Origin of the sequence: Paraburkholderia megapolitana (assembly GCF_007556815.1) — a bacterium.
GTDB lineage: Bacteria > Pseudomonadota > Gammaproteobacteria > Burkholderiales > Burkholderiaceae > Paraburkholderia > Paraburkholderia megapolitana.
The window spans coordinates 3103848-3130608 of the sequence record NZ_CP041745.1; the positions used below are offsets into that span (position 1 = coordinate 3103848).

Below are 26761 nucleotides of genomic sequence, written 5' to 3' on the forward strand. Positions count from 1 at the left end.
CGCTCTCGCTAATGTATTCCTGAGTTCTTCCGTTGGCGCGCGTCGGTCGGCCGTCTGCCAGGCCGCGCACGCTCTTTGTTGCAGCGCTCGTCGCGAGCGCTTATGCCGCTGCCGATGCTGTCGCCGTGCGGCCCTGCTTCGCGTCCATCAGCGCCGTGAAGCGATCGAACAGGTAACCGATGTCGTGCGGCCCTGGCGATGCTTCCGGGTGACCCTGGAAGCAGAAGGCCGGCTTGTCGGTCAGTTCGAACCCTTGCAGCGTGCCGTCGAACAGCGAGATGTGCGTCACCTTCGCGTTGGCGGGCAGCGAGTCCGCATCGACTGCGAAGCCGTGGTTCTGCGACGTGATCACGACGCGGCCGTCGCGCAGGTCCTTCACCGGATGGTTGGCGCCGTGGTGACCGGTCTTCATCTTCAGCGTCCTGGCGCCGACAGCAAGACCCATGATCTGATGGCCGAGGCAAATGCCGAAAGTCGGGATGCCGCGCTCGATGAACGTGCGGGTCGCGGCGATCGCGTAGTCGCACGGTTCCGGATCGCCAGGACCGTTCGACAGGAACACGCCATCCGGATTGAGCACGAGTGCTTCTTCGGCGCTCGCCTGCGCGGGTAGCACGGTGACGTGACAGCCGCGTTGAGCCAGCATGCGCAGGATGTTGCGCTTCACGCCGTAGTCGAACGCGACCACGCGATACTTCGGCGCATTCTGCGTGCCGTAGCCTTCGCCGAGACGCCATTCGGTCTCGGTCCATTCATACGGTTTGTCGACCGAGACGACCTTCGCGAGGTCCATGCCGGCGAGCCCCGGGAACGAACGCGCGAGTTCGATAGCCTTCGCCTCGTCCACTGCGCCAGCGACGATCGCGCCGTTTTGCGCGCCCTTGTCGCGCAGTACACGGGTCAACCGGCGCGTATCGATACCGGCGATCGCCACGATACCTTCGTCAACGAGGTAATCGGAGAGCGTGCGTTCCATACGGAAGTTCGACGCGAGGACCGGCAGGTCGCGAATGATGAGGCCGGCGGCATGGACTTTCGTGGCTTCGACGTCTTCTGCGTTAACCCCGACGTTGCCGATGTGCGGATACGTCAGCGTGACGATCTGGCGCGCGTAGCTCGGATCGGTCAGGATTTCCTGGTAGCCAGTGATGGCCGTATTGAAGACGACTTCGCCGATCGTTTGACCGGGCGCGCCGATCGAGTAACCACGAAAGACCGTGCCGTCGGCGAGCGCGAGCAGAGCGGGAGAAAAAGACGGCAACACGGGAGGCTCCTTGGGAACACCCTGTTGCCGACCTGTCTATCCGACCGTGCGGGCCGCGGCGAGGCGCATCGTCGGGATGCGCGCGCAGGCTCGCTCGCGCGGGTCGCTGTCAACGTTGCACTGGCGCGATGGACCCGTTGTGCGGGTGGTTCGGCGGGTGCGGAGCGTTGGCGGCGCGCGGCGGATGAACGGTATGGGAGCGGTAGGCGCTAGGGTGCGGGTTGATAAGCTCAAACCTTCGAATTATAGCCGGAAAACACCCTTTTCTTCAAATCCGGTAGGGACCGGACGGCCCGAGCCTCGGCCCGTAAGGGTTTGCGGACGGGCCTGACAACGCAGACAAACCGGATCAACCAAGCGGACCCACCAATGAAAACGCCGTCACGCGGGTGACGGCGCCGGAAAACGCGGGGTGATCGGAGCGCACTTCCATGCGCTGCCCCCGCAGCGCATGTGGTCACCCCCGTGGGAGCCGCTTTTGGTCTAGTCGCTCTTCTTCGCGCGGGCCGCAGTCTTCTGGCGGCTTGCTGCCGCGGCCTTGGACGCCTTGCCGGTCGTTCCCGCGGGCGCCGCCTTGCCTTTTGCTGCGTCAGGCTTGCTGGCTTTACCCACCGGATCCGCTACCTTGACGACAACGCTGGAGCGGCTCCGACCATGTTTCTTATCGTAGCGCGGTTCGTTCTTCGTGTCTGCCACGCGTGTACCGATCTTCTCGACGCTGCCGCCCTGCACGTTGGTGGCGAGGCGCTGCGGCCCAGGCTCGCTCGGCATCACCTTGCCGACCGGCACGTGCAGCACGATGACCTGCCCCGGCGTGACGAGGTCGCGACGCGTCCTGTTCCAGGCCTTCAACTGCGCGATCGATACGCCATAGCGGTCGGCAAGCGCGCCCATCGATTGTTTGCGGCGCACGCGGATCAGCATCTTGCGCGTGTCCGGTACGTCCGGTTCCATTGCGAGCACGGCGCTTTCGGCGACGTCCGCGCTGATGTCTTCATCGTCGTCGTCATCGCCGCGCGGCACGACGATCGTCGAGCCGGGCTTGAGTCGCATCCCCGCCGGAATCTTGTTGACGCTCATCAGCGTGTCAGCATCGACGCCGATCTTTTCCGCGATCGCCGCAGGACGCGCGCGCTCGGTCACCGTGTAGGTGGTCCACGACGACAGCTGCCCGGAATACGACTTCAGATTGCGCTCGAAGGCGCTCGCATTGTCGAACGGCAGCAGGATCTGCGGTTGCGTCGCACCGAGAATGACCGGCTTCTTGAACGACGGATTCAGCGACCGGAACTCGTCGCCGCTCATGTTCGCAAGCTTCGCCGCTGTGTCGACGTCGATGTCGTGTGCGGTCGTAACGGTAACGAAATACGGGTGATTCGGGATGGACGGCAGCGTGAGCCCGTACGTCTGCGGGTTCGTCACGATGTTCTTGACCGCCTGCAGCTTCGGCACGTAGTTGCGCGTCTCGCCAGGCATGCGCAGGCTTTGATAGTCGGTCGGCAAGCCGGCCGCCTGGTTGCGCGCGATCGCGCGCTGCACGTTACCCTCGCCCCAGTTGTACGCAGCCAGTGCGAGATACCAGTCGCCGAACATGTCATGCAGGCGCGACAGGTAGTCGAGTGCAGCGCTCGTCGACGCGAGCACGTCGCGGCGCTCGTCCTGCCACATGTTCTGCTTGAGGTTGTAGGTGCGGCCGGTACCCGGGACAAACTGCCACATGCCCGCCGCCTTCGCGACCGACAGCGCCTGCGGGTTGTACGCGGATTCGATGAACGGCAGCAGCGCGAGCTCGGTCGGCATGTGCCGTGCCTCGAGCTCCTCGACGATGTGGTACAGGTACTTCTGCGAGCGCTCGGTCATGCGCTGCACGTAGTCGGGTCGCTCCGTGTACCAGGTCACCTGCATGTCGACGAGGTCGCTCTGCAGATCGGGCATCTGGAAGCCGCGGCGAATGCGCGCCCAAAGATCGGAATCGGCCGTTGTCAGCTGATCGACCGAACCTTGATCGACGTTGATCGTTTCTTTCGCAGAAGCGGTTTTACGGAGTTCGTCGGCGACGGCTTGCTGGGTGGCGTCAGTGGCGGGGGTGGAAGCGGTGGGGGTATTGCTCGTTGTCGGTCCCTTGCTGGCACAGGCGGCAAGCATCAGGACCAGCAACGCACTCAGGATAAATCGCATGAACGTCTCGGCTTCCACAGGACTGGAATTTGCAGCCGATAGTACGAAAGTGCATCGCCTCCGTCAATGGAAAATATAGGGAAAACCTAACCAAATCCGGGCCTTGGCGATTTTTTTGGACTTTCTCGGTGAGCATGCCCCCACCGGACAGCAGGTTAGCGGAACTTATTTTTCCATTCGCGCATCAGCGTGAAGGCAGTCAATCGATCCGGCACCGTTTCGTGAAGCTGCTCGTTGAGCGTCGCGCGAATCGCCGGGCTGTCCGGGCGCAGGAACGGATTGACCGCGCGCTCGTGAGCGATGGTGGTAGGCAGCGTCGGTACGTGACGCGCGCGCAGCGCGGTCGCTTCATCGCGCCAGGCCTGCAGTTCGCGGTTCTCCGGCTCGCAGGCGAGCGCAAAACGGATGTTCGACAGCGTGTATTCGTGTGCGCAGTGAACCTCGGTGGCGCCAGGCAAGGCGGCGAGCGCATCGAGCGATGCGAGCATCTGCGCCGGCGTGCCTTCGAACAGACGCCCGCAGCCGCAGGCAAACAGCGTATCGCCGCAAAACACGTGCGGCGTGCCGCGCGGATCGGTGGCCTGGAAATACGCGATGTGGCCGCTCGTGTGACCCGGCACGTCGAGCACGGTGAATTCAAGCGCGGGGGCTGCGATCCGCACCCGGTCGCCCTGCTTGAGCCGCTGTGTGAGATGCTCGATCGCCTCGCCTGCCGGACCGAAAACCGGTATCGGCGCGGCCGCATCCTGGTCGTTCAGCAGATCGGCTACGCCGCCGACATGGTCGCGATGATGGTGCGTGAGTAAAATAGCGCTCAGCCGCCAGCCCCTTTGCGCCAGATACGCGCGAACCGGAGCGGCTTCGCCGGGATCGACGGCTACGGCGTGTACGCCGTCCGACACGAGCCAGATGTAGTTGTCATCAAATGCCGGAACCGGCACGTATTCAAGCGTATTCATGGGGCGCGCATTCTTCGACATGTCTGACCGACCGATTATAGACTGGCCCGCCTGGACCGATTCGCCACCCGGACGCTATGTGCTCGAGTGGGAACAGGCGCAGCTCGACCGCGTGGTCTCCGATGTGTTCGGCTACCACGCGCTGCAGCTTGGCCTGCCGCAACTCGATGCGCTGCGCGAAAACCGTATGTCGTGCCGCGGGCTCGTGCTCGACGCGGCCAGCGGTGCGAGCGCGCCGTATTCGTTTCCGCCGGGCGGCTCTGCGCCTCTTGCGTTGCCCGCCTCCCCCATACTGCACGCACCCGAGGGACGCAGCGCGGTGTGGTGCGACCTGCTCGACCTGCCGTTCGAAGCCCAGAGCGTCGATCTGATCGTGATGCCGCACACGCTGGAATTCACGAGCGATCCGCACCGGCTGCTGCGCGAAGCCGAGCGCGTACTGATGCCGGAAGGCCAGTTGATCATCCTCGGCTTCAACTCGTTGTCGCTGTGGGGTGCGCGGCAGTCGGTCGGCAAGATGACCGGCCGGCCGTTCGTACCGGCCGCGGTCGACCTGATTGCGTTCACGCGGCTGAAGGACTGGATCAAGCTGCTCGGCTTCGACCTTGAACGCGGACGCTTCGGCTGTTATCGTCCGCCGCTCGCCACCGATCAATGGCTGTCCCGCTATGCCTTCATGGAAGCGGCCGGCGACCGCTGGTGGCCGATCTTCGGCGCGGCCTACATGGTGACGGCGATCAAGCGCGTGCGCGGCATGCACCTCGTCGGCCCGCTGAAAGTGAAAAAGCCCGTCCTCAAGGCGGGCCTCGCGCCGGCCGCGACACCCCATACACGCAACCCGAACTCATGACCTCCGAACTCATCGAAATCTTCACCGACGGCGCCTGCAAGGGCAACCCGGGCCCTGGCGGCTGGGGCGCACTGCTGCGTTACGGCGCGCAGGAAAAGGAACTGTTCGGCGGCGAAGCCGACACGACCAACAACCGCATGGAACTGATGGCTGTGATCGCTGCGCTCGAAGCGTTGAAGCGCCCCTGCAAGGCCGTCGTGCACACCGACTCGAAATACGTGCAGAAAGGCATCAGCGAGTGGATTCACGGCTGGAAAAAGAACAACTGGATCACGTCCGCAAAAACACCGGTGAAGAATGCCGACCTGTGGAAGCGGCTCGACAAGGCGGTCCAGCAGCATGAGATCGAATGGCGCTGGGTGAAGGGACATGCGGGGCATGTGGAGAACGAGCGTGCCGATGCGCTTGCGAACCGTGGTGTCGCGTCGCTCGCCGAGCTTTAAGTATTCGCAGCGCGCTCTTTGCGCGTCATTTGCGCGCTCTTTACGTGTTCTCATTCGTTATTCCGAAGTTTCTGAAGCAGGCCAGACCGACATGCGTCAAATCATCCTCGACACCGAAACCACCGGCCTTAATGCCCGTACCGGCGACCGCATCATCGAAATCGGTTGCGTTGAACTGGTGAACCGCCGCCTCACTGGCAACAACCTGCACTTCTACATCAACCCCGAACGCGACAGCGATCCCGGCGCGCTCGCCGTGCACGGGTTGACCACCGAGTTCCTCAGCGACAAACCGAAGTTCGCGGAAATTGCCGCGCCGCTGCGCGATTTCATCTCCGACGCGGAGTTGATCATTCACAACGCGCCATTCGACATCGGCTTTCTCGATGCCGAGTTCGCGCTGCTCGGCCTACCGTCGTTCAGCAAGAACTGCGGCGAAGTGATCGATACGCTCGTGCGCGCGAAGGCGATGTTCCCCGGCAAGCGCAATTCGCTCGATGCGCTATGCGACCGCTTCGGCATCAGCAATGCGCACCGCACGCTGCACGGCGCGCTGCTCGACTCGGAACTGCTCGCCGAGGTTTATCTCGCGATGACGCGCGGCCAGGAAAGTCTGGTCATCGACATGATCGGCGAGAGCGCGGCCAGCGGCGATGCGCACGCGCCGGGCGTCGCGCTCGATGCGCTCGAGTTGCCGGTGATCGTCGCTAGCGACGAGGAACTGGCGGAGCATCAGGCGCTGCTCGATGGGCTCGACAAGTCGATCAAGGGGACCAGCGTGTGGCGGCTCCAGGCTGTCGATGCTCCCTCTGGTGCCTCTGCCGATTCTTCGCAGCCCGCCTAAAAAGCACTTTACGAAGTTTCGAAGCTCTGACATAATCGCCGCTCTTCGGGTGGTTAGCTCAGCGGTAGAGCACTGCCTTCACACGGCAGGGGTCACAGGTTCAATCCCTGTACCACCCACCAGATTCGCGTGACCCGCAAGACGAAAGGCTCTGAGGCGTATGCCCAGGGCCTTTTTCTTTGTCTGCGTGATCGCCGGAATCGATTCCTAGACTGGAAAGCGCATCAACGCTTCTCGTAGCCGTTTGATCAACACGGGGTCGTTAATGCAGTCAAGCGGTCGAAGGTCGTCGAGAACCGGCACTTTTTGATCGAGCCACTCTGCTCCGCCGCACCCGATCGTTGCATAGATCACGCACGCCAGGCCCAGGTTTTCGCCCAATCTTGCCGAGATCTCCCGCACTTCCGGAACGTCCTTATATTCTTTGAGCGCGAGTTTTTCGAGGTTGTCCCAACTCTCGTCACCAGCATAATAGTTTTCTAACCCTGCCATATCACCATCCACCGGGAGGTTATAAGCCCGGCATCATACCAACGGACTGAGCCCGGTTCGAGGCTGACAGCGCCGGATCAATGCGCCTGATTGGATTAAGCGGAATCCATTGCGCAATCCGTTTAACAGCTAGCGATACGCGATTTACACAATCGAGTTAAATCGCAGCCCTGAGCTTTCGTTTCTTCCAAGGTTGGCCTACATTAAACTGCTTTTTCCGCCGGGGCCACGTTGCCCGCTGCCCGGTGGAATCCGGAAGCGCGACACGGCCGCGTCTGAAAGGAAATGAACCATGAGTTTCGGCTCCAGTAACGATGCACCGGGCGGCAGTCTGCCCGGTATCGGCAATTCACTTGGCGGGCTGGCAGGCTCGCTCGCCTCGGGTGTGGCCAGCCATCTGGGGCCGCTGGGAGGGTTGGTCAGCCAGGTCAACACCCTGCAGCGCGCAGCGCAGCTTGCGCACACGGGCTTCTCCCTGCTGGGCAAAACGCCCGAGTCGATCGCCGGCACGATCAACAGCGCGGCCGGCGGTCCTGCCCGGCTGACGCAGGAAAACCGCTATGTCACGCTCGAAACACCGCTTGGGCCTGACGTACTGCTGGTCAGCGCGGCGGTCATCGACGAAAACGTCAATGCCCTGCCGGCGATGCACCTGGACCTGCTGGCGCACAAGCACGACCTCTCAGGCGACGCCCTGATCGGCCAGCGGGTGAAGGTCAGGCTGAGCCACCAGCCGCCGCAATCGATGCTCGGACGGGTCGTCGCGTCGAGCTCGAGCGAGGACGATTTCCGGTACTTCGATGGTTACGTCATGTCGTTCGACCGGGTCGGCAATCCGGGCAAGGTCACGCAATACCAGATGACGGTTGTCCCGTGGTTCGCGCTACTCACGCGCTCGACCGATTGCCGGATCTTCCAGAATCTGACCGCGCGGGACATCCTCGCGCAGATTTTCCAGGAACATGGTTTTTCCGATTTCGTATTCCACCTGCGGATCACGCCCAAGCCGATCGAATACATCGTGATGTACCAGGAGTCGTACTACAACTTCTGCGCACGATTGATGGAGCAGGAAGGACTGATCTGGACGCACCGGTACGAGAAAGACAAGCACATGCTCGCGATCGGCGACATGAACTATCTGTTCCAGCCGATCGACGGGCTCAAGACGCTGGCGTATTCGACCAGCGACGCCAGCAAGATCGAAGGCTGCATCGACCGGCTCAATGAAGGACGTCACTTCGGCGTCGGCAAGGTTACGTTCCAGGACTTCAATCACCAGAACCCGTCGTCGCCGTTGATGAAGGTCGATGCAATACCGCAGAATTCCCAGCACGCCCTGCTGGATCAGACAGAACGTTACGAACATCAGTCGCTGTACGACCACAGCGACGACGGCACTCGCTATGCGCGCTACGCGATGGAGGCGGAAGAAGCGCAGGCGCACCGGTACACCGGCAGCGGCTACGCATGGCGGCTAACCACGGCCGGCACGACGACCGTGACCGGCCACCCCGTGGAAGCGAACAATCAGGAATACGTGTTCCTGCAGGTGCGGCACGAGGCGGTGAACGATTACACGCAGCACGCGGCGGAGCTTCCGTACCGTAACACCTTCGTTTGCCTGCCCAGCAAGATTCCATACCGGGCGGAACGGCGGACACCGAAACCGCTTGTACAGGGTACGCAGTCGGCGATCGTGGTCGGGCCGAAGGGCGAGCAGATCCATACCAACGGCAGTTGCGTGAAGTTGCATTTCATCTGGGACCGGCGCGGCAGGATGGACGGTTCGGACTCCATGTGGATACGGATCTCGCAGCCGTGGGCGGGCGACGGCTGGGGAGCGGCCGCGATCCCGCGGATCGGGCAGGAAGTCAACGTGTCGTTCAATCAGGGAGACCCTGACAATCCGCTCATTATTGGCCGCGTGTACAACGGCGAGCAGGGCAATCCGTACCACGGTGCGGGCGGCCAGACGATGGGGATCAAGAGCCAGACGCACAAGGGCGACGGCTCGAATGAACTGCGCATGAGCGACGTGAACGGTGCGCAGGAACTTTATCTCCATGCCCAGAAGGACATGAATACCGTCGTCAAGAACAATCAGACTCATACGATCGAATCCGGTAACCGGACGATCAAGGTCCTCAAAGGCGATGTGATCAAGCACGTCGGGACAGGCAATCTCACCGAGACCATTGCGAAGGTCCGTTCCTCGACAGCGACTGCGATCAACACGAAGGCGATAGGCGGTGAAGCAGGGCCGGGTGAACAGAGTCATCAGGCGACAGACAGCATCGAGCATCGGGTTGGCGCCGGGGTCGTGACGATGCTGCCGGACAGCATCAAGCTGTCGCTCGGTCCGTCGAGCGTGCTCATCAACGCGAGCGGAATTTATATCGACGGTCCGGTTATCCATCTCAACCAGAACACGCTTGCGCCCCCTGCCCCGCTTGCGACGACGGGACTGGGCGCCGATGTCGACGCGCTGGCTGCCAAGTCTCCGGGGCTGCAGAAGGATCTGGATACGCTCCAGAAGGCGGGTTTTAAAATCAGTTACGGAGCGCCGGGCAGCGGCTCAACGACCGATCGCGCCAAGAAGACCATCTCGCTCGACGGTAATTTGAAGAACAACACGTCGATGGCCACCCAGACCCTGGCGCACGAGGCCGGGCACGCCATGTACCCGTACACGCCGGACTATTCGTCGAAAACCGCCTTCGTCAACGGCACCCTCGCGGACGAAGGCGCGGCGACGATGAGCAATATCAGAGCCCAGCGAGAAATCCTCGCCAATGGCGGCCCGGACATCGGCATCGCGGGCAACAGCGCCAATGCTCCCGCCTACAACAAGGCCTACGATCAATTCCTGCAGGACGGTAACGCCGCCGCTGCCCGACAGGCGATCGGCTCGCAATACGGACAGGGTGAGACCACGTCGAACACCCACCAACCCTACGGGGAATACTACGGAAGCTGGTATGACAAGAACTTTCCGCCCAAGAATTAGTTTGCGAAAAATTCTTCCCATTCTCGGCCTGGCTGTCTGGCTCGTCGGATGCGATGCGGTTGGCAAACAAAACGAACAGGATGTACACATGACGCAACTCAAAACGACACTGTGGCAGGCAATCGACACGTTGGTCGCGCAACTCCCGTTCTCGAAAGCGAAGGTGGAAACAGCGCTAGGCACGCCCTTGCGCGAAGTCGACCGGAATACGTACACGGTCTTCCTGGAGAGCGCCGATGCTGTCCAGCTTGCGGACAACGAACGCATCGCGAAGATCGACCTGCGGCTCGGTAGCGAGCAGGCACATCCGGGACTGCTGTCGCTCGACCTCGAAGGCGGCTGCATCAACCTCGATGCCGTACGCGCGCACTACAGCAACCTCAAGATCACCGATATCCCGCGCGGCCGTTCGCTCGACGAAGCGACAACGCATTCGGCTGCGCTGCCGTGGGGCAAGCTGTCGTTCGGTTTCAAGGAACGCGCGCCGAATTGCCTCGCCTACGTCGTGCTCGCCCCGGGCGAGGGCGACTGACCTGCGCGTAGCGGAGCCTGGCACGTGGGTGGCGAGAGCCAACCAATGACGACAGACCGCTCGACGTTGCGACAACACTTCACAATGAGTGGGCTCCAGGGATCATGTCTGAATACAGGATGAACGACGCGGCAATCGAATTGCCTGCGCATTTCACGGACAAGACGTTCCATATTTTTAGCGTCGACAGGGCCGGCGTCGGCGTCTTCACATTCGTCGTGTCGCGCGCACCGATGGAGGCAGGCGACACCATCGATACCTTCGTGAAGCGACTCGTATCCGAAATGCGTAAGGCCCTTCCGCACTTCGAACTGAAACTGCAGCGGACGCGCGAAGTCGATGGCGAAACCGCACGGGAGATCGACTATCGGTGGATCTCCGATGGTGCGCCGCTTCACCAGCGCCAGACCGTTGTCATGTCTCCGCTTGCGGGCGACAAACCGCTGGCTATCAGCTTCATTGGAACCTGTCCCAAAGCGTTCTCGCCCGAATGGACCGAGGAATATGCAAAGCTGGTCGATAGTGCGACGCTCAGGCGGAAAGACGGACCGGCCTTTGTTTCCAGACCGCTTGACGAGTCGACCGTAGGAGTCGTTTTCGTGCTGCACGAGTTGAACGGAACGCTCTACAGCCTGTCGGGCATGACAGAACTCTTCCGGCATAACATCGCGGAGATGTTTCGCGACGTATCGTTTTACGGTGCAACGGGTGCGCCTCTCGTGATGCATCCGGCCCCTGACGCTCAAAAGGGATGGCACGCGCCAGATGGCAGGGAATTCCTGCTCTGGACTGCCGATCCACGACAGCACCGCTCCCTGAGCGATCGCCTGAGCAGTGTGAAAGTAGCGAGAGGGATAACCGGTCTTTCAGCGGTCGACGACATACGCGCCTATCTGTCCAGCGTGGCCGAGACGCTGCCACCATCAAGGGGAGAGTCCACGTGAGCGAGTTGCTCGCCGCGGCGAGACTGGGGGACCCGGTCGCGCATACGCCGTCAAAAGGATGGATGATCGCGGGCCTCATCGCGGGCGCAATCGTCGGTGCTGCGATCGTGGCGGTGACCGGTGGTGCCGCACTTGTCGTGGTCGCGGCGATTGCGGCCGGTGCCGTCGCCGGCGGCGGCCTGGGAGAAGTCCTCGGCACAATGTCGTGGGCTCCACGGCATGTGACCGGTAGCCTGGTACGAGGCTCGTCGAATGTATTTGTCAACGGCAAGGCAGCAATACGCGCGCACCTGAGCCTGGGCACATGCACCGATCATTCGGGACCGCCGCAGATCGTCGCGCAGGGTTCGTTGACGGTGTATATCAACGGGTGGCCGGCGAGCAGGAAGGAAGACAAGCTCACGTGCAGCGCGATCATCAACGCGGGCTCGCCGAATGTCCTGGTGGGCGGAGCAACGGCTACCACCGACGACATCAGCCCGGAGGTTCCTGAATGGGTCAACCTGACGATGCTGGCCGTCGGTGTTGCAGCCGCCTTTGTGCTTGCCGCTCCGCTTGCCGCATTTCTGGGAACCGTCGGCGGGATTGGTGGAGGGTTGCTGGGTTCCGCGATCGGCGGTCATTTCTTCGGCGAGGGGTCTGATGGCCAGAAGTGGTCGATGCTGGCTGGTGGTCTTATCGGTGGTCTTGCTGGGGGAAAGAGTGCGGGGTTGTTCGAAGAAAAACCACCCGTTACGCTCAGCGACCTCTACCAGAAGGCACCTGCAGCAAAGGTCGAAATCGATAATCTTGCAGGACAGATCGCCGATGAGAATGGCGGCAGGGTTGTCGAGGCACCCATCAAGTCCATGGCGCGCGCGCAAGCGAAGATCGATCAGGACTATGAAGGCGATCCCACCAGAATCAAGGACCTTGTCCGGAACACCATCGTGGTGCCCGACGACCAGATTCCCGCTGTCACTTCGCAATTGCAGGACGCAGGTGCATCGACAAAAGTTATCTCCGCGGAGACAGACCCGATGGGGTATAGCGGTGTCAATTCGACGCTTAAAACCAGCAACGGTCTGACTGGCGAGATACAGGTGAACTCCCCTGAAATGATCTATGCGAAGGGACCACCCGAAGTGGCGAAGAGCATTCTCGGTGAAGACGGATTTAACGATATGCAACAGAAGACTGGCCTACCTAGCGGCATGGGACACGATCTATACGAGCAATACCGCGTACTTGATGACCCGAACAGCCCCGAGGCCCAGTCACTGGCCCAGCAAAGCAGGGACTACTACAATGCAATCAGAGCGGGAGCAAAAAACTGATGGGCATTAAAAAAGACGAGCGGTTTGGCCGGGAAGACATCTATGTGGACTACCCATTCGAGGAAGTCATGTTCCGATGGGATCACAAGGACCGTAAGGTATACCGCAAGTTTTACGACAAAGCGGAGTCGGGCCCCGTTCCTCCCGACAATAACCTCTATAACGAAGCGCTTCGATTCGGCGACGAGATTCAACGAGATGCCTATATTGCCGGCAAGCGTGGTTCACCTCACAACCGCAACAGTTGAGAACCCGGCCGCCCTGCTTTAGCACCCGGATCCGCTAGTTGCCAGACGGATAGAGTGCGATCTTTTTGTTGAGCCGCGCTGCGAGCGGTGCGTGAGCCGCACCTAGTGTGCTTAATATCACCCCGGCTTCTTCGCGATATGCGGCAATCTTCTCAGCAGCCCAGTGAGACGGTGGCGGTGCAAGATTCACGATCCGGTCGGCCAGCTTTACGCACCACACTGCCGCCGGTTGCCGGCGAATGCGTTCGAGGCTGTCGGCCATCGCCTTATCCTTGGGAAGTGTGCGGTTTTTGCTAAGGGCCTCGACCCCGGCAGCAACTGCTGCACCGAACCGCTGCCGCAACGTCTCCGTTGGTATGCCGTGATCTTCTACAGTATCGTGCAAGGCACCGCATACGACGGCAAGATTGATGTCGTCAATTGGGGACTCGGCGTGCGCCGCCAGCAACTCCATCACTACCGCACCCAGGTGGTAAACATACGGCAGATCGGATCCAGGCACTTTCTGACCCTGGTGTACGTTAGCGGCGAATCTCCATGCGTCGATCCAGGAGTCCGGATACAACTGGGGGTCCAAAGCAGAATTGTTGGGGTACATGTTTATCCGATTCCAGAAATGCGCTCTTCGGTTCGAACAATCAGAATACCTGTGATTGTGCGCGCTATCCCTACTTCCGTTTCGGTGGGCGGATGACGACCTGAATATTTGTAGCGTTGCTGGTGGTTGCCTTCGTTGTATGGAGCGCTACGCGGAATCGCGCGATCTTTGCCGACAGGCATTTCGCAGAGCTTGCGCGAAACGTCGCGCAAGTAAAAGCCGGCGCACTGGAACGCGGCAACGACGCAGATGCTGCGCCCCCTCTCTCGAGGACGCTGGTTTCTGACCTGTGACCAGCAGACCATCGGTGATGGCAAATAAAAACCCCGCGCCTGCGGGGTTTTTTCAGCCACGTCGTCGAGAATCCAGCTAACGAGCTGGACGGGCGATCGCATTCAGTCTTCGTTAGACGTCCAGGAGCTGATCTTAATTGGCCTGAGCTGCTTTGAGGCTCGCCAGCGCCGCACGCAACTGACGTACAGTCACCGCATCCGTATCAGCTACACCGTCCTGTAGCTGGGAAACAGACCGGTTGCCAACGGCAACGGTATTTGCCTGCGTAGCAATCGTGTTTGCCCCAAGCGCCACCGAATTCGTCGCGGTCGACGTCGCATGACTCGAAATCCCGATGGCGGCACTCTGATTCGCATCCGCCGCGGACAGCCGTCCAATAGATACGACCTGCCAGGCACCCGTCGCCCCCGTACCCACGATCACCGAGTCTTTATCCGTAGCCTTCGCTCCGGTACCCACCACAACCGACGAGCCACCCGAAGAGGCGTTTCCGCCGATCGCAATCGCACCCAGGCTGCCTGTAAAGTCAGCCGCCGTCGTCGCTCCCACACCGATTGCAACGCCTGTGTCATTACCATTTTTGGCGCCGACACCAACTGCGACACCAGAAAACGCGCTCCATGCATTTCCCCCGACAGCGACTGCATTGTCGCGCTCGGTAAGTGACCCGACGCCAGCGGCAAGAGAATTCGTCGTTCCGGTCGAACCGGCCGGCACATACTGAGCAAACGCGCTACCCGCAACCAGCAAAGACAGAACAGTCGGCGCAAACCAAAGCTTATTCATGTGTATCCCGAGATCATATGGTCAAAGATAATTTTGCTTATTCCGTATGTTTCTTGAATTTATTCCATCGACGCTCCTCGTAAAATAAAACCCAATCTGCACCCCAAAAATTACCTACGATCGCGGACGGAGGTACAACCATGACATGAGCTTCGCTCGACTTTCAGAACAAAGAAGCCATCGATCCGAGTCAGTCCAATGATCAGAAAGAATAGGAATGGCCGACAGATCGCGAGCACCCGTTTTGATTTCATGTATTTCGAAGTATTGTCTGGAACGAGCAAGCAATCCCTCATACTTCGCTTTCCCATCTGCAATCATAAAATCATGAATTTCAATGATGATGTGCGCATTCGACAGTGATTTTAGGCATTCTTCCGTAAAAACCTCAAATTCGTGCGTCTCGATATCACACAGAACCACACTATCGGTCAATGCAACATGGTAACTCTGCAATTCCGACATGAAATTTTCTGTGGCAGCCCCATGGAGATGAACGCGGTCGGCCACGCCCGCATTCACGGCAATCTTCCTTATATTATCCCGACTCTCGTCGACAATCTCAAAGCAATGCGAAGTCTGATAGCATCCACTTGCCACCATCCCCACGCCGTAAAATCCATCGGCAGCACCGAGATCGATAAGCGTATGTCGCGTCTTCCCAAGCTCGGCCAGTAATTCGCAGATTTCTTGCTCGTACAGTCCGAGAATCTTTGCGCTGTTATCTGCCACCCGCCACGTCGCCAATTCCCCCAGGTTATACCCCTTCATTGGACCATGCTGGATAACGCCGCCCGTTATGTCCATAAGGCGATTAGCGAGATACAGGCGTCGAGCCTCAACCCCGTTCGAACTTAATAACCCTATTATGCCCAATGCTTCATTGGCATCCATTTCTCATCCTCGTCAATTGACATCACGAGCAAGCGGCAATCTATCGTTGCCCCAACTCACACATTACAGATTGATATCACAACCGCCAAAACATTTCGAGGATCGCATTCGTTTTTCACAAAGATTCACGTTTTCACGAACAAAAGAGCCGGCATTGCGCAGGTGGAGCGCGACGGGATGCCGCGACGAATGAGACTGGCCACCTGGTCGATGCCCCATTAACGACCCGAGTCAGCACCCGAGGCCGTCTTGCTATCTTGGGCGCGTCGGCCAGCAGCGCGACACCTGTTCGTGCGCATAGCCAATTTTCAGATCTTCTCGCCATCGGGAATTTCGTACACTGTTGCCAACGCATTGAAACAAACCGAAGGCTTCTTACACTACATATATTCTGCACGTGTCGCAGGCGGGTTTTGGCACATCAGATGTGATGACGTCATTGACCGCGCTGCGTGGTGAAACAAGCTCTTTCCGGGGCCTTTCACCGCCGCGTAAACAGCGACGACAGCTGGCAAAGTTACGTAATGGAAGGCCATCTCGATCTTCTAGCAACACACTTTGTTGTCGCTGACGTACTTTCCATCAAATCAAGATCACACCAATCCATAGCAACCTTATGACCATTCCAGACATCAGCTGTGTGATTCCAACCTATAACGATCGCACCAACCTGACGCGGGCCGTCGAATCCGTCCTGGCGCAACACGATGTACGTGTTGAGGTGATCCTGGTCGACGACTACAGCAATGCCGAAACACGCGAGTTCATCACGCAACTGACAGCGCGTGACAATCGAATTCGCAACCTCTTTCTGCCTCGTAACGGCGGCCAGAGTCTGGCGAGAAATATTGGCGCCATGCTCGCGCAGGGAAGATTTCTTACTTTTCTCGATCAGGATGACGAACACGCTGCAGGATGGTACCGGGACGCGGTCGACCATCTCCTGACCAATCCCGACGTTGGCGCGCTTTCAGGGCACGCTGCGATAGTCGATATCCCACAACGCTTCGGCATCGACGAATCCGATATACGGGTGCGCGGACTGAGTCTGGTCTTTATCAACAACATCGTATTTCGACGAAGCATTTTCCTTGCATCAGGAGGATTCCCGACGTCGGCGACCTGGAGAAATGCTACTGCCGGGGAAGACGGAGTGTATCGACTCGCCCTGTTTCGCCACTGGCAATTCGTTCGTTGCGAACGGCTTGCTCTGATTCACCGGGCCAAAGAAGGCGGTGCCACCGTCTACTTTCTGGATCGCAACGAAGTGCGGGACGGTCAGGTAGTGGCGAAGGAATATCACGAGATTGAAATCAACGGCGAACTCGCGGCAGCACAGGAGGCTTTTTTTGCCCAGGCCGCTGAGATTGCAGAAGAGATCCAACGCTGCATCAAGCAGCAACCGGAGCTGTAGACTTCACACGCTAACCTGGACAGCGCGCTTTCCCAAAAGCGGCCGTCAAGAATAATATCCGCACGTTGACGTCGTACCCCTCACGGCTAGGAACGAGGCTTACCCCTACCTCCATTCGAAGGACTAACGATGACCTGGATAGTCCTGGCGTTGCTAGTAGTTGCCTTCGTCGTGTGGAGCGTTAGGCATAATCGCGCGATTTTCACCGACCCACATTTCGCAGAGTTTGCGCGAAACGTCGCGCAAGTAAAAGCCGGCGCACTGGAACGCGGCAACGACGCAGTCCGCCCGCCGGACGACCCCAGGGCACGCGTCACGACCGCGGGGTTGGCATTGATGTACTCGATCACCCAGGAAGACGATCGGTTTTTCCATCACTATTCGGTGAGCACGCCCGGTAAGGTAACGCCTCATGCCATCGGCGAGCGGTTCATTCTCTTCGTCGCAAGACTGCTGGGTATCCCCTTCGATACGCTTACCCTCAGTAGCTTCGAATCGTCCACTGTCCATCATGCGCAGTTTGAGTTGTCACAATCCGAGCAGTTGAGGTTCGCGCAACGACCGGTTCCCGAGGTCACAAAAGTCGAGGTCACTGCATTTCTCAATGAGTTTGACGAAGTCCGCAAAGAGCTTCACTGGACGCGAATAAAGTGATCCCGAACTGTTGTTCCCAAGCTCCTTCGACCCACCACTACAGCGTGCGGGCCGAAGGCATCTGACAGACTTACAGATCGTGTCCGAGCTTACGAAGCAGATCGCTGGGCGAACTGCGTGCGTTGATCGCATTGATGGTGTCGGTCAGGAACCACGGCAAGATCAGTTGCGTATCGGGATCGGTGACACCGACTTTAAGAATGGGCTGCGCAGTCGGCGCACTGCGGCTTGGGTTTTGTGCGGTGGCAGCGGTATTGGACGAGGTGGGCACGCTCGTCGCAGACCAGGCAGACGAACAGGCAGCAGCAAACACGATCAGCGCGGCAACAGAACGAAAGACTTTCATGAAGGACCTCTCACAGGGTTCGCAAAACATCATGCGCAGATTATCGCGCAACTGCGCGGTGACGTGTTTCGCCGCCAGGTCAGTCACCGCACCCACCTGCTCAGGTCAAAAGCGCGAGCAGATGCTGCGCACCCTCTCTCGAAGACGCCGGGTTCTGCCCCGTAACCAGCAAACCATCGGTGATCGCAAAACTTTGCCAGTCGGCCACCTTCTCGAATTTTCCGCCCAGTCGTTTCAGTTCGTCTTCCACGAGAAATGGAACAACCTTGGTCAACTGCACCGCCTCTTCTTCGGTATTCGTGAAGCACGTGACACGACGCCCTTTGACGATCGATTCACCATCGATCGTCACGTGACGAAAAACGCACGGCCCGTGACAGACCGCAGCAACGGGTTTGCCCGACGTGTAGAACGCTTCGATCAACGCAGCCGAATCTTTGTCCTCGGCCAGATCCCACATCGGGCCATGACCGCCGGGGTAAAAAATCGCGTCGTAGTCGGCGGCTTTCATGTCAGAGAGCTTGACCGTGTTAGCGAGAACTCCCTGTGCAGCAGGGTCCGCCTTGAAACGCTGCGTCAACTCCGTCTGGCCTTCCGGCGTGTCGCTCTTCGGGTCGAGCGGAGGCTGACCGCCCTTTGGTGAAGACACGGTAACGTTCGCGCCCGCATCGAGAAAGGTGTAATAAGGGGCGGCGAACTCTTCAAGCCAGAACCCCGTTTTCTTGCCGGTGTTTCCCAACTGATCATGCGATGTCATCACCATCAGGATCTTCATCGTTTGCTCCTCGAAGGTTTGGGATCGATGCTGTGCCCTGCAATTCCTGACGCGTTGTGTTGTCCATCGCGCGAAGGTAGTCGATCGCCACCGGCACAGGTCACGCGCTCAATTTCACGCAACTGCAACACTTCGACAATCGTCGAGCGCTTATCAGGACTTCCAGCATAGGTCTATTTGCGAAACAGGACCGGGTATTTAAGGAGGTCGTTTTTTTCGCGTCGAGCCTGCAATATTTCAAGCGCCGCATGGTTTGGCACATCTTCGCGTGCGGGTCATTCCCATAAAAGTTACCAACCATTACACTCGCCGTCGGCCCGATATCGGGCCGCTCACGGAGAAAAAAATGAAAAGGCTAATTACAGCTGCATCAGCAGCGGCAATCGTTCTGACGGGGTGTGGTGGCGGCGGTGGTGGAGATGGGAAGGGAAACAACAACACGCCTGCGGCAACGCCAACCGCGGCAGGTGAGTACACCGGGTTCACCTCGGACAACCGCGCAGTAGACACGACTGTTCTCGATACCGGCGCGGTCTACGTTCAGTACGGCGGCGTAGGACAACCCAACGCCTTCGCGGGCTTTATGGTCGGGACGGTCCAGTCGAGCGGCGGAGCACTGAGCGGTGGTAGCGGATTCGACTACAACCTCGAAGGGCAAGGCACGAACGCTGTCACGATGACCGGCACCTATGCGGCAAAGCAGACACTGGATGCCGCCGTCGCCTACAGCAACGGTACGAAAATCACGACTCATCAGTCGTACGAGACCAATTTCGATCAGACACCCTCGTTGCAGGCGCTTGCTGGAAACTACAGCGGATACGCGTCAGGTGCTGCCAGCCAGGCACCCGCCACTTTCGCCATCGACGCGGCAGGCAGAGTGACCGGGTCTGAGGCAAACGGCTGTGCGTTTACCGGTACCGTTACCCCTCACGCTCGCGGAAACATCTTCGACATGTCGGTACAGTTCGGAGCGACCGCGTGTACGTATGCCGGTCAGACCGCCACGGGTATTGTCATGATCTGGAACCCCGGTGTGCTGCACGCGATGCTGCAAACACCTTCGAAGACCGGCGTGCTGTTCCTCGCGAAGCAGCAGTAATATCGCTAAGTTCCGTGCAAGCCAGGCAGCAGGAGAAACCATGTTCGGACTTCTGTCGTTTCGAAATGCATGCAGACGTGAAATCCACCGACGCGCCGTTGCCGTTCCCATTGGCGCGTTAGTGCTTCTTACGTCCCTGCTGTCACCTCAAGCGCACGCGCAGACCGGTGCACCGGCAATGTCCTGCCCCGCGCCATCGTCCGCCATCGCTACCACGACACCCACTCCTCGCCCCACCGCGTGGATCGAGCAACAAGCCGCCGTCCAGCACGATCTCGCAGCTCACTCATATCAAGTCATTACGCTCGGCGATTCGATCATGCAGGGTTGGAGCGAAACACGGCTCGCGTCCGCAACAGGGATGACCGTGCTTAATGCCGGCTTCGGTCAGGATGGAACGGAACACACCCTGTGGCGGCTACGGAATTTCGACTGGCACGCACAAGCGCCGCGCTATGTCCTGCTACTGATCGGCACCAACGACATCGGCTATCCAACCTGCGACATCTATTGGGGAATCAGGACCGTGGTTCAAACGGCCCACACGGTCTTTCCTCAAGCGCGCATCGTCGTCACCAGTATTCTGCCGCGGGGCACGAACCTGATGGGCGCGGACGACAAGATCCGCGCTGTGAACGCCGCACTGAAAGAGGCAGCACCCTCCGCCGGCTTCGCGCTTTTCGATGCACACGACGCATTCGAATGCGGACACAAGACCCCGTGCCCGCTGTTTATCCCCGACTTCAATCTGCATCTGACCAAAGATGGATACGACCTGCTGACTTCGCAGCTCAAGAACTTCCTCGCTGGCGCTGAACAACGACCTACGCAGGGGAACAACTGACGACCGAAGGATCGTTCACAACGCGCCCGCGTAATCCGCCTCTGCACACCCTTGCACGCCAGGTCGCACGGCAAACAGATGCCCATCGTGCTCGGTCGCTCCCACACCGGGTCGAATCGACGTCACGAACAGCGTATCGAGTTCGCGTCCACCGAACGCACACATGGCGGGCTTGATCGCGGGCACTTCGATCTGACGATCGAGCGTGCCGTCGGGTGTGAAGCGCAACACCCGGCCCGCATCGTTTGCGCAGATCCAGTAGCAGCCATCCACATCGATGGCCGCGCCGTCGGGGCGCCCCTCATAGCGATGCAAATCGGCGAAAACGCGCCGGTTATGCGGTCGGCCTTCGTCGATGTCGTAATCGAAGGTCCACACCAGGCGGCGCGAAGGATGCGAGTCCGACAGATACATCGTGCGGCCATCGGGCGACCACGCGAGCCCGTTCTGCACGATCAGCGCTTCGATAACGGGCGCCGACAGCACACCGCGTTCATCGAAGCGATATAGCGCGCCTGCCGGAACCGCTGCCGCCATGTCCTGCACCATCGTGCCCGCCCAGAAGCGTCCCTGCCGATCACATCGACCGTCGTTGAAGCGCATGTCGGGTGCGGAGAAAACCGGTGCGGCTAGTTTCGTCACGAGCGCGCGTGCCGGTGCATCCACACCGACATCCGCTTCAGGCAACGTCACCGCGAACAAGCCGCTTTCGCACCCCGCAAGCACCTTGCCATCACGACCGAACGCGATGCACGCAACCTTCTCCGGCAAGACCCACTCGGACCGCGTCGCGGTATCGACCCGCAGACGCACGATCTTCCGGGCAGGAATATCGACCCAATACAACGCCTGTTCCGCGGCCCGCCATACCGGACTCTCGCCAACCGTGGCCGGCACCTGCCCCTGCCCTTCCACGCGCTCCGCACGCAGCATGGGTACAGCAGCGCTCACCGCTTCGGCTCCATTGGCCCCGCAAGCACGAACGCGCCGCCCTGATAACGCTGGGTCGGATCGTCGAGATCGGTGGTCGGTGCGCCGGCCGGGAACAGATGCTCGAATTCAATGGAGCTGTCCTGCGGATGAAAGCCAAGAAACGCCGCCTTCGCGTTATCGATCCACTTCGCCCGGTTATCCGACACGCCATAGACGATCGCATGGCCCACGCGATTCGTGAACAGCGAGCAGCGCACGAGTTCGATGAGATCGCGATAGCTCAGGTAGGTCACGAGCATGCGCGGGTTTTTCGGTTGCTCGAACGACGAACCGATACGCAGACACACCGTCTCGAGACCGAAGCGATCGAAGTAGTAGCGCGACAGCGATTCGCCGAAGCATTTCGACACGCCATACAGGCTGTCCGGACGCAACGGCGCATCGATATCGACCACCGATGTGGTCGGATGAAAGCCGACCACGTGGTTCGAACTCGCGTACACGATGCGTCTGACGCCATGCTTCTGCGCCGACGAGTACAGGTTGTACAGGCCGCGAATATTCGCTTCGAGCAGATCCTCGAATGGCGCTTCGACCGAAATACCGCCTAGATGAACCACTGCGTCGACACCTTCGAGCAGCGCATGCACCGCATCGCGATCGGCGAGATCGACGACGGCGAGTTCTTCGTGCGCAGCCGCGTCGCCGAGCGGCGCAACGTCGCTCACGCGCACGATGTCCGCCCACGCGGAGAGCGCGCCGCGCAACTGCTGCCCGAGATTGCCGGCGGCGCCCGTCAGCAGGATGCGGCCGAAAGGTTTGCGCGGCTGGGTCGATGCAGCGGCGCCTTGATTGCTGTCACTCATGTTTTGCTCTGTTCCTGGTGTGAAGAGATGTTCGCGGCGCCGTGCTTGAGCGTCGCTTCTGCGCCGCTGCGCAGCAACCCGATGTCGGTGGCGAGCGCAACGTAATCGAAGCCAATGCGCAGGTACTCCGCGGCGAGCGTGGGGTCGGTCATCAAGATGCCGATCGGCTTGCCGCAGCGATGCGCACGGTCATACGCATCGTGAATCGCCGCTTGCACGTCGGGATGCCGGAAGTCGCCGAGATGTCCCAGCGCGGCGGCAAGATCCGACGGCCCGATAAAGAGCGCATCGACGCCGTCCACCGCCGCGATCTGTTCGAGGTTCGCCAGCGCCTTGCCGGTTTCCAGTTGCACGAGCAGGCAGACTTCATTGTTTGCTTCGTGCAAATACTGGCTGTCTCGCCCATAGCGATTGGCCCGCGTCGCGGACGACACGCCACGAATGCCAGCCGGCGGGTAGCGCACGGCGGCGGCCGCGCGCTGCGCGTCTTCCTGCGTGTCGACCATCGGCACCAGCAAGGTCTGCGCGCCGATGTCGAGCAGGCGCTTGATCTGCACGGTGTCGTTGGTGCCGGGTCGCACGACCGCCGCCACCGTCGACTGCGCCGCCGCACGCAATTGCTCCTGCACCATCGGCACTTCGTTGGCGGCGTGCTCGGTGTCGATCAAGATCCAGTCGAAGTCGGACTGCGTGAGGACTTCGACGACGTTGCTGCTCGCCAGCATGCTCCAGATGCCAAGCTGCTGTTGCCCGGCGAGCAGACGAGCCTTGAACCGGTTGGGTTGCATAGTGGTTCCGATGTAAAACGTTTTCCATATGTTATCGACCATAGTATCAACGGTCAACACGCTGACTTAACTACTATTTGCAATATTGTTAGAAAACGTTATCCTTCCAACGATGAAAAGAACCTCTTCTACGATCCGCGACGTCGCCGCTGCCGCCGGTGTGTCGGTGGCGACGGTTTCGAAATACATGAACGGCGTGCAGCGTTTCTCGCCCGCCGTCGAAGCGCGACTGAAGGCCGCGATCGAGCAGCTCGGCTACCGCTCGAACCCGCTCGCGCGCTCGATGATCACCGGCGAAACCCGCGCCATCGGCCTCGCGGTTCTCGACATCCGCAATCCGCACTTCACGAACATCGTCAAAGGTGCGAACCGCGTGGCAATCGAGCACGGCTACACGCTGCTGCTCGTCGATACCGAAGAAAACCAGACCCGCGAGCGACCGCTCATCGAAGCACTCGCACAACGCGTCGACGGTTTGATCGTCAGTTCGCGGATACCGGACGACTCCGTGCAATGGATGCTCGACCTGCACAAACCGATCGTCCTGTTCGGCAGCAATCGTCATTTCCCTATTCCATGCGTCGGCACCGACAGTTACCTCGCAGCCTACATGCTGACGCGCCATCTCGTGAACCAGGGACATCGGCGCTTCGCCTATCTCGGCTTCGGGCAATCGCGCTGGAACGATGAGCGGATTCGCGGCATGCAAAGCTGTCTCGCGGAGCATGGCCTTACCGCCGCGCTTTACGAAGGCCATACACCGTCGCCGCAGGCGGGCGAGCGCGCGTGTTCGTCGATCATGCTGGGACCGGAGCGCCCCGATGCGCTCATTTGCTACAACGATCTGATCGCGCTCGGGTTCATGAAGGAGGCACGTGCGCTCGGTTTCGCATTGCCTGAAGACATCTCGGTTGCGGGTTTCGATAACGTGCCGTACGGCGAGTACACGTCACCGGCACTGACCACGGTCGATCTGCAAAGCGAGAAACTCGGCGAACTGGCGATGCACAAACTGATCGATGCGCTGGCGGGCAAGAGCGATGCCGGGTATTCGCCGCTCGAACCGCGCCTCGTTGCACGCGATTCCACGCTACGCCGCACCGCTTCCAGCGACACGGCACCCGCCCTCACTACGCCAACCAGAAACGGAGACAGCCGATGAAAATCGCCACCGTCCGTATTACCCCGATCGCGGTCAGCGACTCGCCATTGCTCAATGCGAGCGGTGTGCACGAGCCTTACGCACTACGCTCGATCATCGAAGTCGAGGCCGACAACGGGCTCGTCGGTCTTGGCGAAACGTATGGCGACAAGCCGGTGCTGGACAGCCTCACGCGCGTGAAGAACAGCCTGACGGGTCTGAGCCCGTTCGACCTGACCGGACTGTGGCAGCGCGTACACGCGGCGGGGAGATCGGCGGTGCGCGGCGTCGAACTCGATGTATCGCCGGGCTCGCAGGCAAGCCACGCGGACCAGAAAATTTTCGGCGCTTTCGAGGTCGCTTTTCTCGATCTTCAGGCGCGCTCGCTTGGTATTCCCGTGCATGAGCTGCTCGGTGGCGCGGTGCGTCGGCAGGTGCCGTTTTCGGCGTATCTATTCTTCAAGTTCGCCAGCGACATCGATCCGTCTTATCAGCCCGACGCATGGGGCGAGACACTCGACGAGACACAGCTCGTGACGCAGGCACGCACGATGATCGACCGGTATGGTTTCGGCAGTATCAAGCTGAAGGCCGGTGCGCTCGATCCCGAACACGAAGTTGCATGCCTGAAGGCGCTCAAGCGCGCGTTTCCGGATCATCCGCTGCGTATCGACCCGAACGCGAACTGGTCGCTCGATACCGCGATCCGCATGGCGAAGCAGTTGCAGGGCGACCTCGAATACTACGAAGACCCGACACCGGGACTCGACGGTATGGCCGCGTTGCACAAGGCAACCGGCTTGCCGCTCGCAACCAACATGGTCGTCACGAACCTGACCGAGTTTCGTCGCAACATCGCCTTGAACGGCGTGCAGATCGTGCTCTCCGATCATCATTACTGGGGCGGTCTACGCGCCACCCAGACGCTCGCGGCAATGTGCGACACGTTCGGCCTCGGCCTGTCGATGCATTCGAATTCGCATCTCGGCATCAGCTTGATGGCGATGTCGCACCTCGCAGCGGCCGTGCCGAATCTGACCTACGCGTGCGACACGCACTATCCGTGGCAAAACGAGGAAGTCATCAAGGGCGGCAAGGTGGCGATTACCGGCGGCTGCGTGAGCGTTACCGATGAGCCGGGGCTTGGCGTCGAGCTGGACCACGATGCGCTCGGTGCGCTGCACGAGCAATATCTGCGCTGCGGCCTCGTCAATCGCGACGACGCCACGCAGATGCGCAAACTTCGCCCCGACTGGTCACTGCGCAGGCCGCGTTTCTGACGGCTTCGCGCTTGTGACGGCTCTGCCCTACTTCACACAACCTCATACCCGCACGGAAGACAATCATGGCAAAGATCGGTTTTATCGGACTCGGCATCATGGGCGCCCCCATGGCGCGCAATCTGCAGGCGGGCGGTCACGCGCTGTTTGTTTACAAGCGCAATGGCGCGCTGCCGACGGAACTCGCCGATGGTGGCGCAACGTCGTGCAGTTCGCCGAAGGAGGTCGCCCAGCAGGCCGACATCGTGATCACGATGCTGCCCGATACGCCCGACGTCGAAGCCGTGCTGTTCGGCACCGACGGCATTGCGCACGGTTTGAGTAAGGGCAAGACAGTGATCGACATGAGCTCGATTGCGCCGCTGCAGACCAAGGCATTCGCGGAGAAGATCGCGGCGCTCGGTTGCGATTATCTCGATGCGCCCGTGTCGGGCGGCGAAGTCGGTGCGAAGGCCGCATCGCTGACGATCATGGTCGGCGGCAGCGACGCTGCGTTCGCCCGTGTGAAGCCGCTGTTCGAACTGATGGGCAAGAACATCACGCTCGTTGGCGACGTCGGTGCGGGGCAGACCTGCAAGGTCGCCAACCAGATCATCGTGGCGCTGACGATCGAAGCGGTCGGCGAAGCGCTGCTGTTCGCATCGAAGGCCGGCGCAGATCCGGCGCGCGTGCGCGAAGCGCTGATGGGCGGCTTCGCGTCGTCGCGGATACTCGAAGTGCACGGCGAGCGGATGATCAAGCGCACGTTCAACCCCGGCTTCCGGATCGAGTTGCATCGTAAGGACCTGGGGCTCGCACTGGAAGGCGCGAAGGCGCTCGGTGTACCGCTGCCGAACACCGCCACCTGCCAGCAACTGTTCACGCTGTGCAGCGCGCACGACGCGGGCCAACTCGACCATTCGGCGCTGGTCAAAGCGCTCGAAATCATGGCGAATCACACGGTCGCCTAGACCGCTGCGCTTACCG

At 60.2% G+C, this 26761-nt stretch carries 28 protein-coding genes and 1 tRNA gene; 16 read left to right on the plus strand and 13 right to left on the minus strand.

The window, feature by feature from the left end; all coding sequences use genetic code 11:
• Nucleotides 1-100 precede the first annotated feature (100 nt).
• From carA to gloB, 3 genes are all read right to left on the minus strand, one after another.
• Nucleotides 101-1264 carry a glutamine-hydrolyzing carbamoyl-phosphate synthase small subunit gene (gene carA / locus FNZ07_RS27070; protein ID WP_091020032.1) on the minus strand — a complete coding sequence of 388 codons (1164 nt, stop codon included), beginning with the start codon at nucleotides 1262-1264 and terminating at the stop codon, nucleotides 101-103.
• Nucleotides 1265-1747: 483 nt separating this feature from the next.
• Entirely contained in the window at nucleotides 1748-3442 is a 1695-nt protein-coding gene (locus FNZ07_RS27075; protein ID WP_091020029.1) for a transglycosylase SLT domain-containing protein, read from the minus strand.
• 155 nt (nucleotides 3443-3597) lie between these two features.
• Nucleotides 3598-4401, minus strand: coding sequence for a hydroxyacylglutathione hydrolase (gene gloB, locus FNZ07_RS27080; RefSeq protein WP_091020027.1), 804 nt, complete (start codon nucleotides 4399-4401; stop codon nucleotides 3598-3600).
• A gap of 19 nt (nucleotides 4402-4420) precedes the next feature.
• On the opposite strand from gloB, the gene FNZ07_RS27085 reads away from it, so the two are divergent.
• From FNZ07_RS27085 to FNZ07_RS27100, 4 genes are all read left to right on the plus strand, one after another.
• The gene (locus FNZ07_RS27085) at nucleotides 4421-5251 is read left to right on the plus strand and encodes a class I SAM-dependent methyltransferase (protein WP_091020215.1); all 831 of its coding nucleotides are present in this window, start codon (nucleotides 4421-4423) and stop codon (nucleotides 5249-5251) included.
• Nucleotides 5248-5694, plus strand: a complete 447-nt coding sequence (gene rnhA, locus FNZ07_RS27090) for a ribonuclease HI (protein ID WP_091020025.1) — start codon at nucleotides 5248-5250, stop codon at nucleotides 5692-5694. The genes FNZ07_RS27085 and rnhA overlap by 4 nt, the downstream gene beginning before the upstream one ends.
• A 91-nt stretch (nucleotides 5695-5785) precedes the next feature.
• Nucleotides 5786-6538, plus strand: a complete 753-nt coding sequence (gene dnaQ / locus FNZ07_RS27095) for a DNA polymerase III subunit epsilon (RefSeq protein ID WP_091020212.1) — start codon at nucleotides 5786-5788, stop codon at nucleotides 6536-6538.
• A 47-nt stretch (nucleotides 6539-6585) separates the two neighbouring features.
• Nucleotides 6586-6660 (plus strand) — tRNA-Val (locus FNZ07_RS27100).
• Nucleotides 6661-6745: 85 nt separating this feature from the next.
• Here FNZ07_RS27100 and FNZ07_RS27105 read toward each other — a convergent pair.
• The gene (locus tag FNZ07_RS27105; RefSeq protein WP_091020023.1) at nucleotides 6746-7030 is read right to left on the minus strand and encodes a hypothetical protein; all 285 of its coding nucleotides are present in this window, start codon (nucleotides 7028-7030) and stop codon (nucleotides 6746-6748) included.
• A 292-nt stretch (nucleotides 7031-7322) separates the two neighbouring features.
• On the opposite strand from FNZ07_RS27105, the gene FNZ07_RS27110 reads away from it, so the two are divergent.
• The 5 genes from FNZ07_RS27110 (at nucleotide 7323) to FNZ07_RS27130 (ending at nucleotide 13080) form a co-directional block, all read left to right on the plus strand.
• Nucleotides 7323-10040 (plus strand): type VI secretion system Vgr family protein, encoded by a 2718-nt coding sequence (locus FNZ07_RS27110; RefSeq protein WP_091020021.1) that lies wholly within the window; start codon nucleotides 7323-7325, stop codon nucleotides 10038-10040.
• 88 nt (nucleotides 10041-10128) lie between these two features.
• Nucleotides 10129-10572, plus strand: a complete 444-nt coding sequence (locus tag FNZ07_RS27115; protein ID WP_091020019.1) for a hypothetical protein — start codon at nucleotides 10129-10131, stop codon at nucleotides 10570-10572.
• 119 nt (nucleotides 10573-10691) lie between these two features.
• A complete protein-coding gene (locus tag FNZ07_RS27120) occupies nucleotides 10692-11516 on the plus strand; it encodes a DcrB-related protein (RefSeq protein WP_245811747.1) in 825 nt (274 codons plus the stop codon).
• Entirely contained in the window at nucleotides 11513-12832 is a 1320-nt protein-coding gene (locus FNZ07_RS27125; RefSeq protein WP_091020014.1) for a PAAR domain-containing protein, read from the plus strand. The genes FNZ07_RS27120 and FNZ07_RS27125 overlap by 4 nt, the downstream gene beginning before the upstream one ends.
• Entirely contained in the window at nucleotides 12832-13080 is a 249-nt protein-coding gene (locus FNZ07_RS27130) for a hypothetical protein (RefSeq protein WP_091020011.1), read from the plus strand. Before FNZ07_RS27125 ends, FNZ07_RS27130 begins: the two co-directional genes overlap by 1 nt.
• A 34-nt stretch (nucleotides 13081-13114) precedes the next feature.
• On the opposite strand, the gene FNZ07_RS27135 is transcribed toward FNZ07_RS27130, so the two are convergent.
• The 4 genes from FNZ07_RS27135 to FNZ07_RS27150 all read right to left on the minus strand — a co-directional run bounded on the left by FNZ07_RS27135 (nucleotide 13115) and on the right by FNZ07_RS27150 (nucleotide 15652).
• Complete coding sequence (locus tag FNZ07_RS27135; protein WP_091020009.1) at nucleotides 13115-13678, minus strand: HD domain-containing protein; 564 nt, start codon at nucleotides 13676-13678, stop codon at nucleotides 13115-13117.
• A gap of 2 nt (nucleotides 13679-13680) precedes the next feature.
• The gene (locus tag FNZ07_RS27140) at nucleotides 13681-14073 is read right to left on the minus strand and encodes a hypothetical protein (RefSeq protein ID WP_091020006.1); all 393 of its coding nucleotides are present in this window, start codon (nucleotides 14071-14073) and stop codon (nucleotides 13681-13683) included.
• Nucleotides 14074-14104: 31 nt separating this feature from the next.
• Nucleotides 14105-14758: a hypothetical protein gene (locus tag FNZ07_RS27145; protein WP_091020004.1), complete on the minus strand. Its 654-nt coding sequence runs from the start codon at nucleotides 14756-14758 to the stop codon at nucleotides 14105-14107.
• A 114-nt stretch (nucleotides 14759-14872) separates the two neighbouring features.
• The gene (locus FNZ07_RS27150; RefSeq protein ID WP_091020002.1) at nucleotides 14873-15652 is read right to left on the minus strand and encodes a hypothetical protein; all 780 of its coding nucleotides are present in this window, start codon (nucleotides 15650-15652) and stop codon (nucleotides 14873-14875) included.
• A 616-nt stretch (nucleotides 15653-16268) separates the two neighbouring features.
• Between FNZ07_RS27150 and FNZ07_RS27155 the strand changes: the two genes are divergently transcribed.
• Together FNZ07_RS27155 and FNZ07_RS27160 are read left to right on the plus strand one after the other, a co-directional pair.
• Nucleotides 16269-17066: a glycosyltransferase family 2 protein gene (locus FNZ07_RS27155; protein ID WP_091019998.1), complete on the plus strand. Its 798-nt coding sequence runs from the start codon at nucleotides 16269-16271 to the stop codon at nucleotides 17064-17066.
• A gap of 129 nt (nucleotides 17067-17195) precedes the next feature.
• On the plus strand, nucleotides 17196-17720 hold the full coding sequence (locus tag FNZ07_RS27160) for a hypothetical protein (protein ID WP_091019995.1): 525 nt from the start codon (nucleotides 17196-17198) through the stop codon (nucleotides 17718-17720).
• Between the two features lie 70 nt (nucleotides 17721-17790).
• Here the strand turns inward: FNZ07_RS27160 and FNZ07_RS27165 are convergent, their stop codons facing one another.
• Complete coding sequence (locus FNZ07_RS27165; RefSeq protein WP_091020210.1) at nucleotides 17791-18066, minus strand: hypothetical protein; 276 nt, start codon at nucleotides 18064-18066, stop codon at nucleotides 17791-17793.
• A 100-nt stretch (nucleotides 18067-18166) separates the two neighbouring features.
• Nucleotides 18167-18841, minus strand: a complete 675-nt coding sequence (locus FNZ07_RS27170; RefSeq protein ID WP_091019994.1) for a type 1 glutamine amidotransferase domain-containing protein — start codon at nucleotides 18839-18841, stop codon at nucleotides 18167-18169.
• 346 nt (nucleotides 18842-19187) lie between these two features.
• Between FNZ07_RS27170 and FNZ07_RS27175 the strand changes: the two genes are divergently transcribed.
• Together FNZ07_RS27175 and FNZ07_RS27180 are read left to right on the plus strand one after the other, a co-directional pair.
• On the plus strand, nucleotides 19188-19943 hold the full coding sequence (locus tag FNZ07_RS27175; protein ID WP_143098176.1) for a hypothetical protein: 756 nt from the start codon (nucleotides 19188-19190) through the stop codon (nucleotides 19941-19943).
• 40 nt (nucleotides 19944-19983) lie between these two features.
• Nucleotides 19984-20787 carry an SGNH/GDSL hydrolase family protein gene (locus FNZ07_RS27180; protein ID WP_091019992.1) on the plus strand — a complete coding sequence of 268 codons (804 nt, stop codon included), beginning with the start codon at nucleotides 19984-19986 and terminating at the stop codon, nucleotides 20785-20787.
• A 15-nt stretch (nucleotides 20788-20802) separates the two neighbouring features.
• Here the strand turns inward: FNZ07_RS27180 and FNZ07_RS27185 are convergent, their stop codons facing one another.
• Genes FNZ07_RS27185 through FNZ07_RS27195 form a run of 3 tightly spaced genes read right to left on the minus strand, consistent with a single transcriptional unit; the run spans nucleotide 20803 to nucleotide 23374 of the window.
• Nucleotides 20803-21720: an SMP-30/gluconolactonase/LRE family protein gene (locus tag FNZ07_RS27185; RefSeq protein ID WP_091019991.1), complete on the minus strand. Its 918-nt coding sequence runs from the start codon at nucleotides 21718-21720 to the stop codon at nucleotides 20803-20805.
• Nucleotides 21721-21734: 14 nt separating this feature from the next.
• On the minus strand, nucleotides 21735-22586 hold the full coding sequence (locus FNZ07_RS27190; protein WP_091019990.1) for an NAD-dependent epimerase/dehydratase family protein: 852 nt from the start codon (nucleotides 22584-22586) through the stop codon (nucleotides 21735-21737).
• A complete protein-coding gene (locus FNZ07_RS27195) occupies nucleotides 22583-23374 on the minus strand; it encodes an HpcH/HpaI aldolase family protein (protein ID WP_091019989.1) in 792 nt (263 codons plus the stop codon). The genes FNZ07_RS27190 and FNZ07_RS27195 overlap by 4 nt, the downstream gene beginning before the upstream one ends.
• Before the next feature lie 112 nt (nucleotides 23375-23486).
• On the opposite strand from FNZ07_RS27195, the gene FNZ07_RS27200 reads away from it, so the two are divergent.
• The 3 genes from FNZ07_RS27200 (at nucleotide 23487) to FNZ07_RS27210 (ending at nucleotide 26745) form a co-directional block, all read left to right on the plus strand.
• On the plus strand, nucleotides 23487-24536 hold the full coding sequence (locus FNZ07_RS27200) for a LacI family DNA-binding transcriptional regulator (protein ID WP_091019988.1): 1050 nt from the start codon (nucleotides 23487-23489) through the stop codon (nucleotides 24534-24536).
• On the plus strand, nucleotides 24533-25795 hold the full coding sequence (locus FNZ07_RS27205) for a glucarate dehydratase family protein (RefSeq protein WP_091019987.1): 1263 nt from the start codon (nucleotides 24533-24535) through the stop codon (nucleotides 25793-25795). The genes FNZ07_RS27200 and FNZ07_RS27205 overlap by 4 nt, the downstream gene beginning before the upstream one ends.
• A gap of 65 nt (nucleotides 25796-25860) precedes the next feature.
• Nucleotides 25861-26745, plus strand: a complete 885-nt coding sequence (locus tag FNZ07_RS27210) for a 2-hydroxy-3-oxopropionate reductase (RefSeq protein ID WP_091019985.1) — start codon at nucleotides 25861-25863, stop codon at nucleotides 26743-26745.
• The last annotated feature ends 16 nt before the right edge of the window (nucleotides 26746-26761 follow it).

Coding starts and splice junctions, on each gene's coding strand:
- FNZ07_RS27205 (WP_091019987.1), top strand. CDS start 24,533: ATGAAAATCGCCACCGTCCGTATTACCCCGATCGCGGTCAGCGACTCG.
- FNZ07_RS27120 (WP_245811747.1), top strand. CDS start 10,692: ATGAACGACGCGGCAATCGAATTGCCTGCGCATTTCACGGACAAGACG.
- FNZ07_RS27145 (WP_091020004.1), bottom strand. CDS start 14,758: ATGAATAAGCTTTGGTTTGCGCCGACTGTTCTGTCTTTGCTGGTTGCG.
- FNZ07_RS27085 (WP_091020215.1), top strand. CDS start 4,421: ATGTCTGACCGACCGATTATAGACTGGCCCGCCTGGACCGATTCGCCA.
- rnhA (WP_091020025.1), top strand. CDS start 5,248: ATGACCTCCGAACTCATCGAAATCTTCACCGACGGCGCCTGCAAGGGC.
- FNZ07_RS27165 (WP_091020210.1), bottom strand. CDS start 18,066: ATGAAAGTCTTTCGTTCTGTTGCCGCGCTGATCGTGTTTGCTGCTGCC.
- FNZ07_RS27110 (WP_091020021.1), top strand. CDS start 7,323: ATGAGTTTCGGCTCCAGTAACGATGCACCGGGCGGCAGTCTGCCCGGT.
- FNZ07_RS27135 (WP_091020009.1), bottom strand. CDS start 13,678: ATGTACCCCAACAATTCTGCTTTGGACCCCCAGTTGTATCCGGACTCC.
- FNZ07_RS27150 (WP_091020002.1), bottom strand. CDS start 15,652: ATGGATGCCAATGAAGCATTGGGCATAATAGGGTTATTAAGTTCGAAC.
- FNZ07_RS27140 (WP_091020006.1), bottom strand. CDS start 14,073: ATGCGATCGCCCGTCCAGCTCGTTAGCTGGATTCTCGACGACGTGGCT.
- FNZ07_RS27155 (WP_091019998.1), top strand. CDS start 16,269: ATGACCATTCCAGACATCAGCTGTGTGATTCCAACCTATAACGATCGC.
- FNZ07_RS27115 (WP_091020019.1), top strand. CDS start 10,129: ATGACGCAACTCAAAACGACACTGTGGCAGGCAATCGACACGTTGGTC.
- FNZ07_RS27170 (WP_091019994.1), bottom strand. CDS start 18,841: ATGAAGATCCTGATGGTGATGACATCGCATGATCAGTTGGGAAACACC.
- gloB (WP_091020027.1), bottom strand. CDS start 4,401: ATGAATACGCTTGAATACGTGCCGGTTCCGGCATTTGATGACAACTAC.
- FNZ07_RS27175 (WP_143098176.1), top strand. CDS start 19,188: ATGAAAAGGCTAATTACAGCTGCATCAGCAGCGGCAATCGTTCTGACG.
- FNZ07_RS27130 (WP_091020011.1), top strand. CDS start 12,832: ATGGGCATTAAAAAAGACGAGCGGTTTGGCCGGGAAGACATCTATGTG.
- FNZ07_RS27210 (WP_091019985.1), top strand. CDS start 25,861: ATGGCAAAGATCGGTTTTATCGGACTCGGCATCATGGGCGCCCCCATG.
- FNZ07_RS27185 (WP_091019991.1), bottom strand. CDS start 21,720: ATGCTGCGTGCGGAGCGCGTGGAAGGGCAGGGGCAGGTGCCGGCCACG.
- dnaQ (WP_091020212.1), top strand. CDS start 5,786: ATGCGTCAAATCATCCTCGACACCGAAACCACCGGCCTTAATGCCCGT.
- FNZ07_RS27075 (WP_091020029.1), bottom strand. CDS start 3,442: ATGCGATTTATCCTGAGTGCGTTGCTGGTCCTGATGCTTGCCGCCTGT.
- FNZ07_RS27190 (WP_091019990.1), bottom strand. CDS start 22,586: ATGAGTGACAGCAATCAAGGCGCCGCTGCATCGACCCAGCCGCGCAAA.
- FNZ07_RS27195 (WP_091019989.1), bottom strand. CDS start 23,374: ATGCAACCCAACCGGTTCAAGGCTCGTCTGCTCGCCGGGCAACAGCAG.
- FNZ07_RS27105 (WP_091020023.1), bottom strand. CDS start 7,030: ATGGCAGGGTTAGAAAACTATTATGCTGGTGACGAGAGTTGGGACAAC.
- FNZ07_RS27180 (WP_091019992.1), top strand. CDS start 19,984: ATGTTCGGACTTCTGTCGTTTCGAAATGCATGCAGACGTGAAATCCAC.
- FNZ07_RS27160 (WP_091019995.1), top strand. CDS start 17,196: ATGACCTGGATAGTCCTGGCGTTGCTAGTAGTTGCCTTCGTCGTGTGG.
- FNZ07_RS27200 (WP_091019988.1), top strand. CDS start 23,487: ATGAAAAGAACCTCTTCTACGATCCGCGACGTCGCCGCTGCCGCCGGT.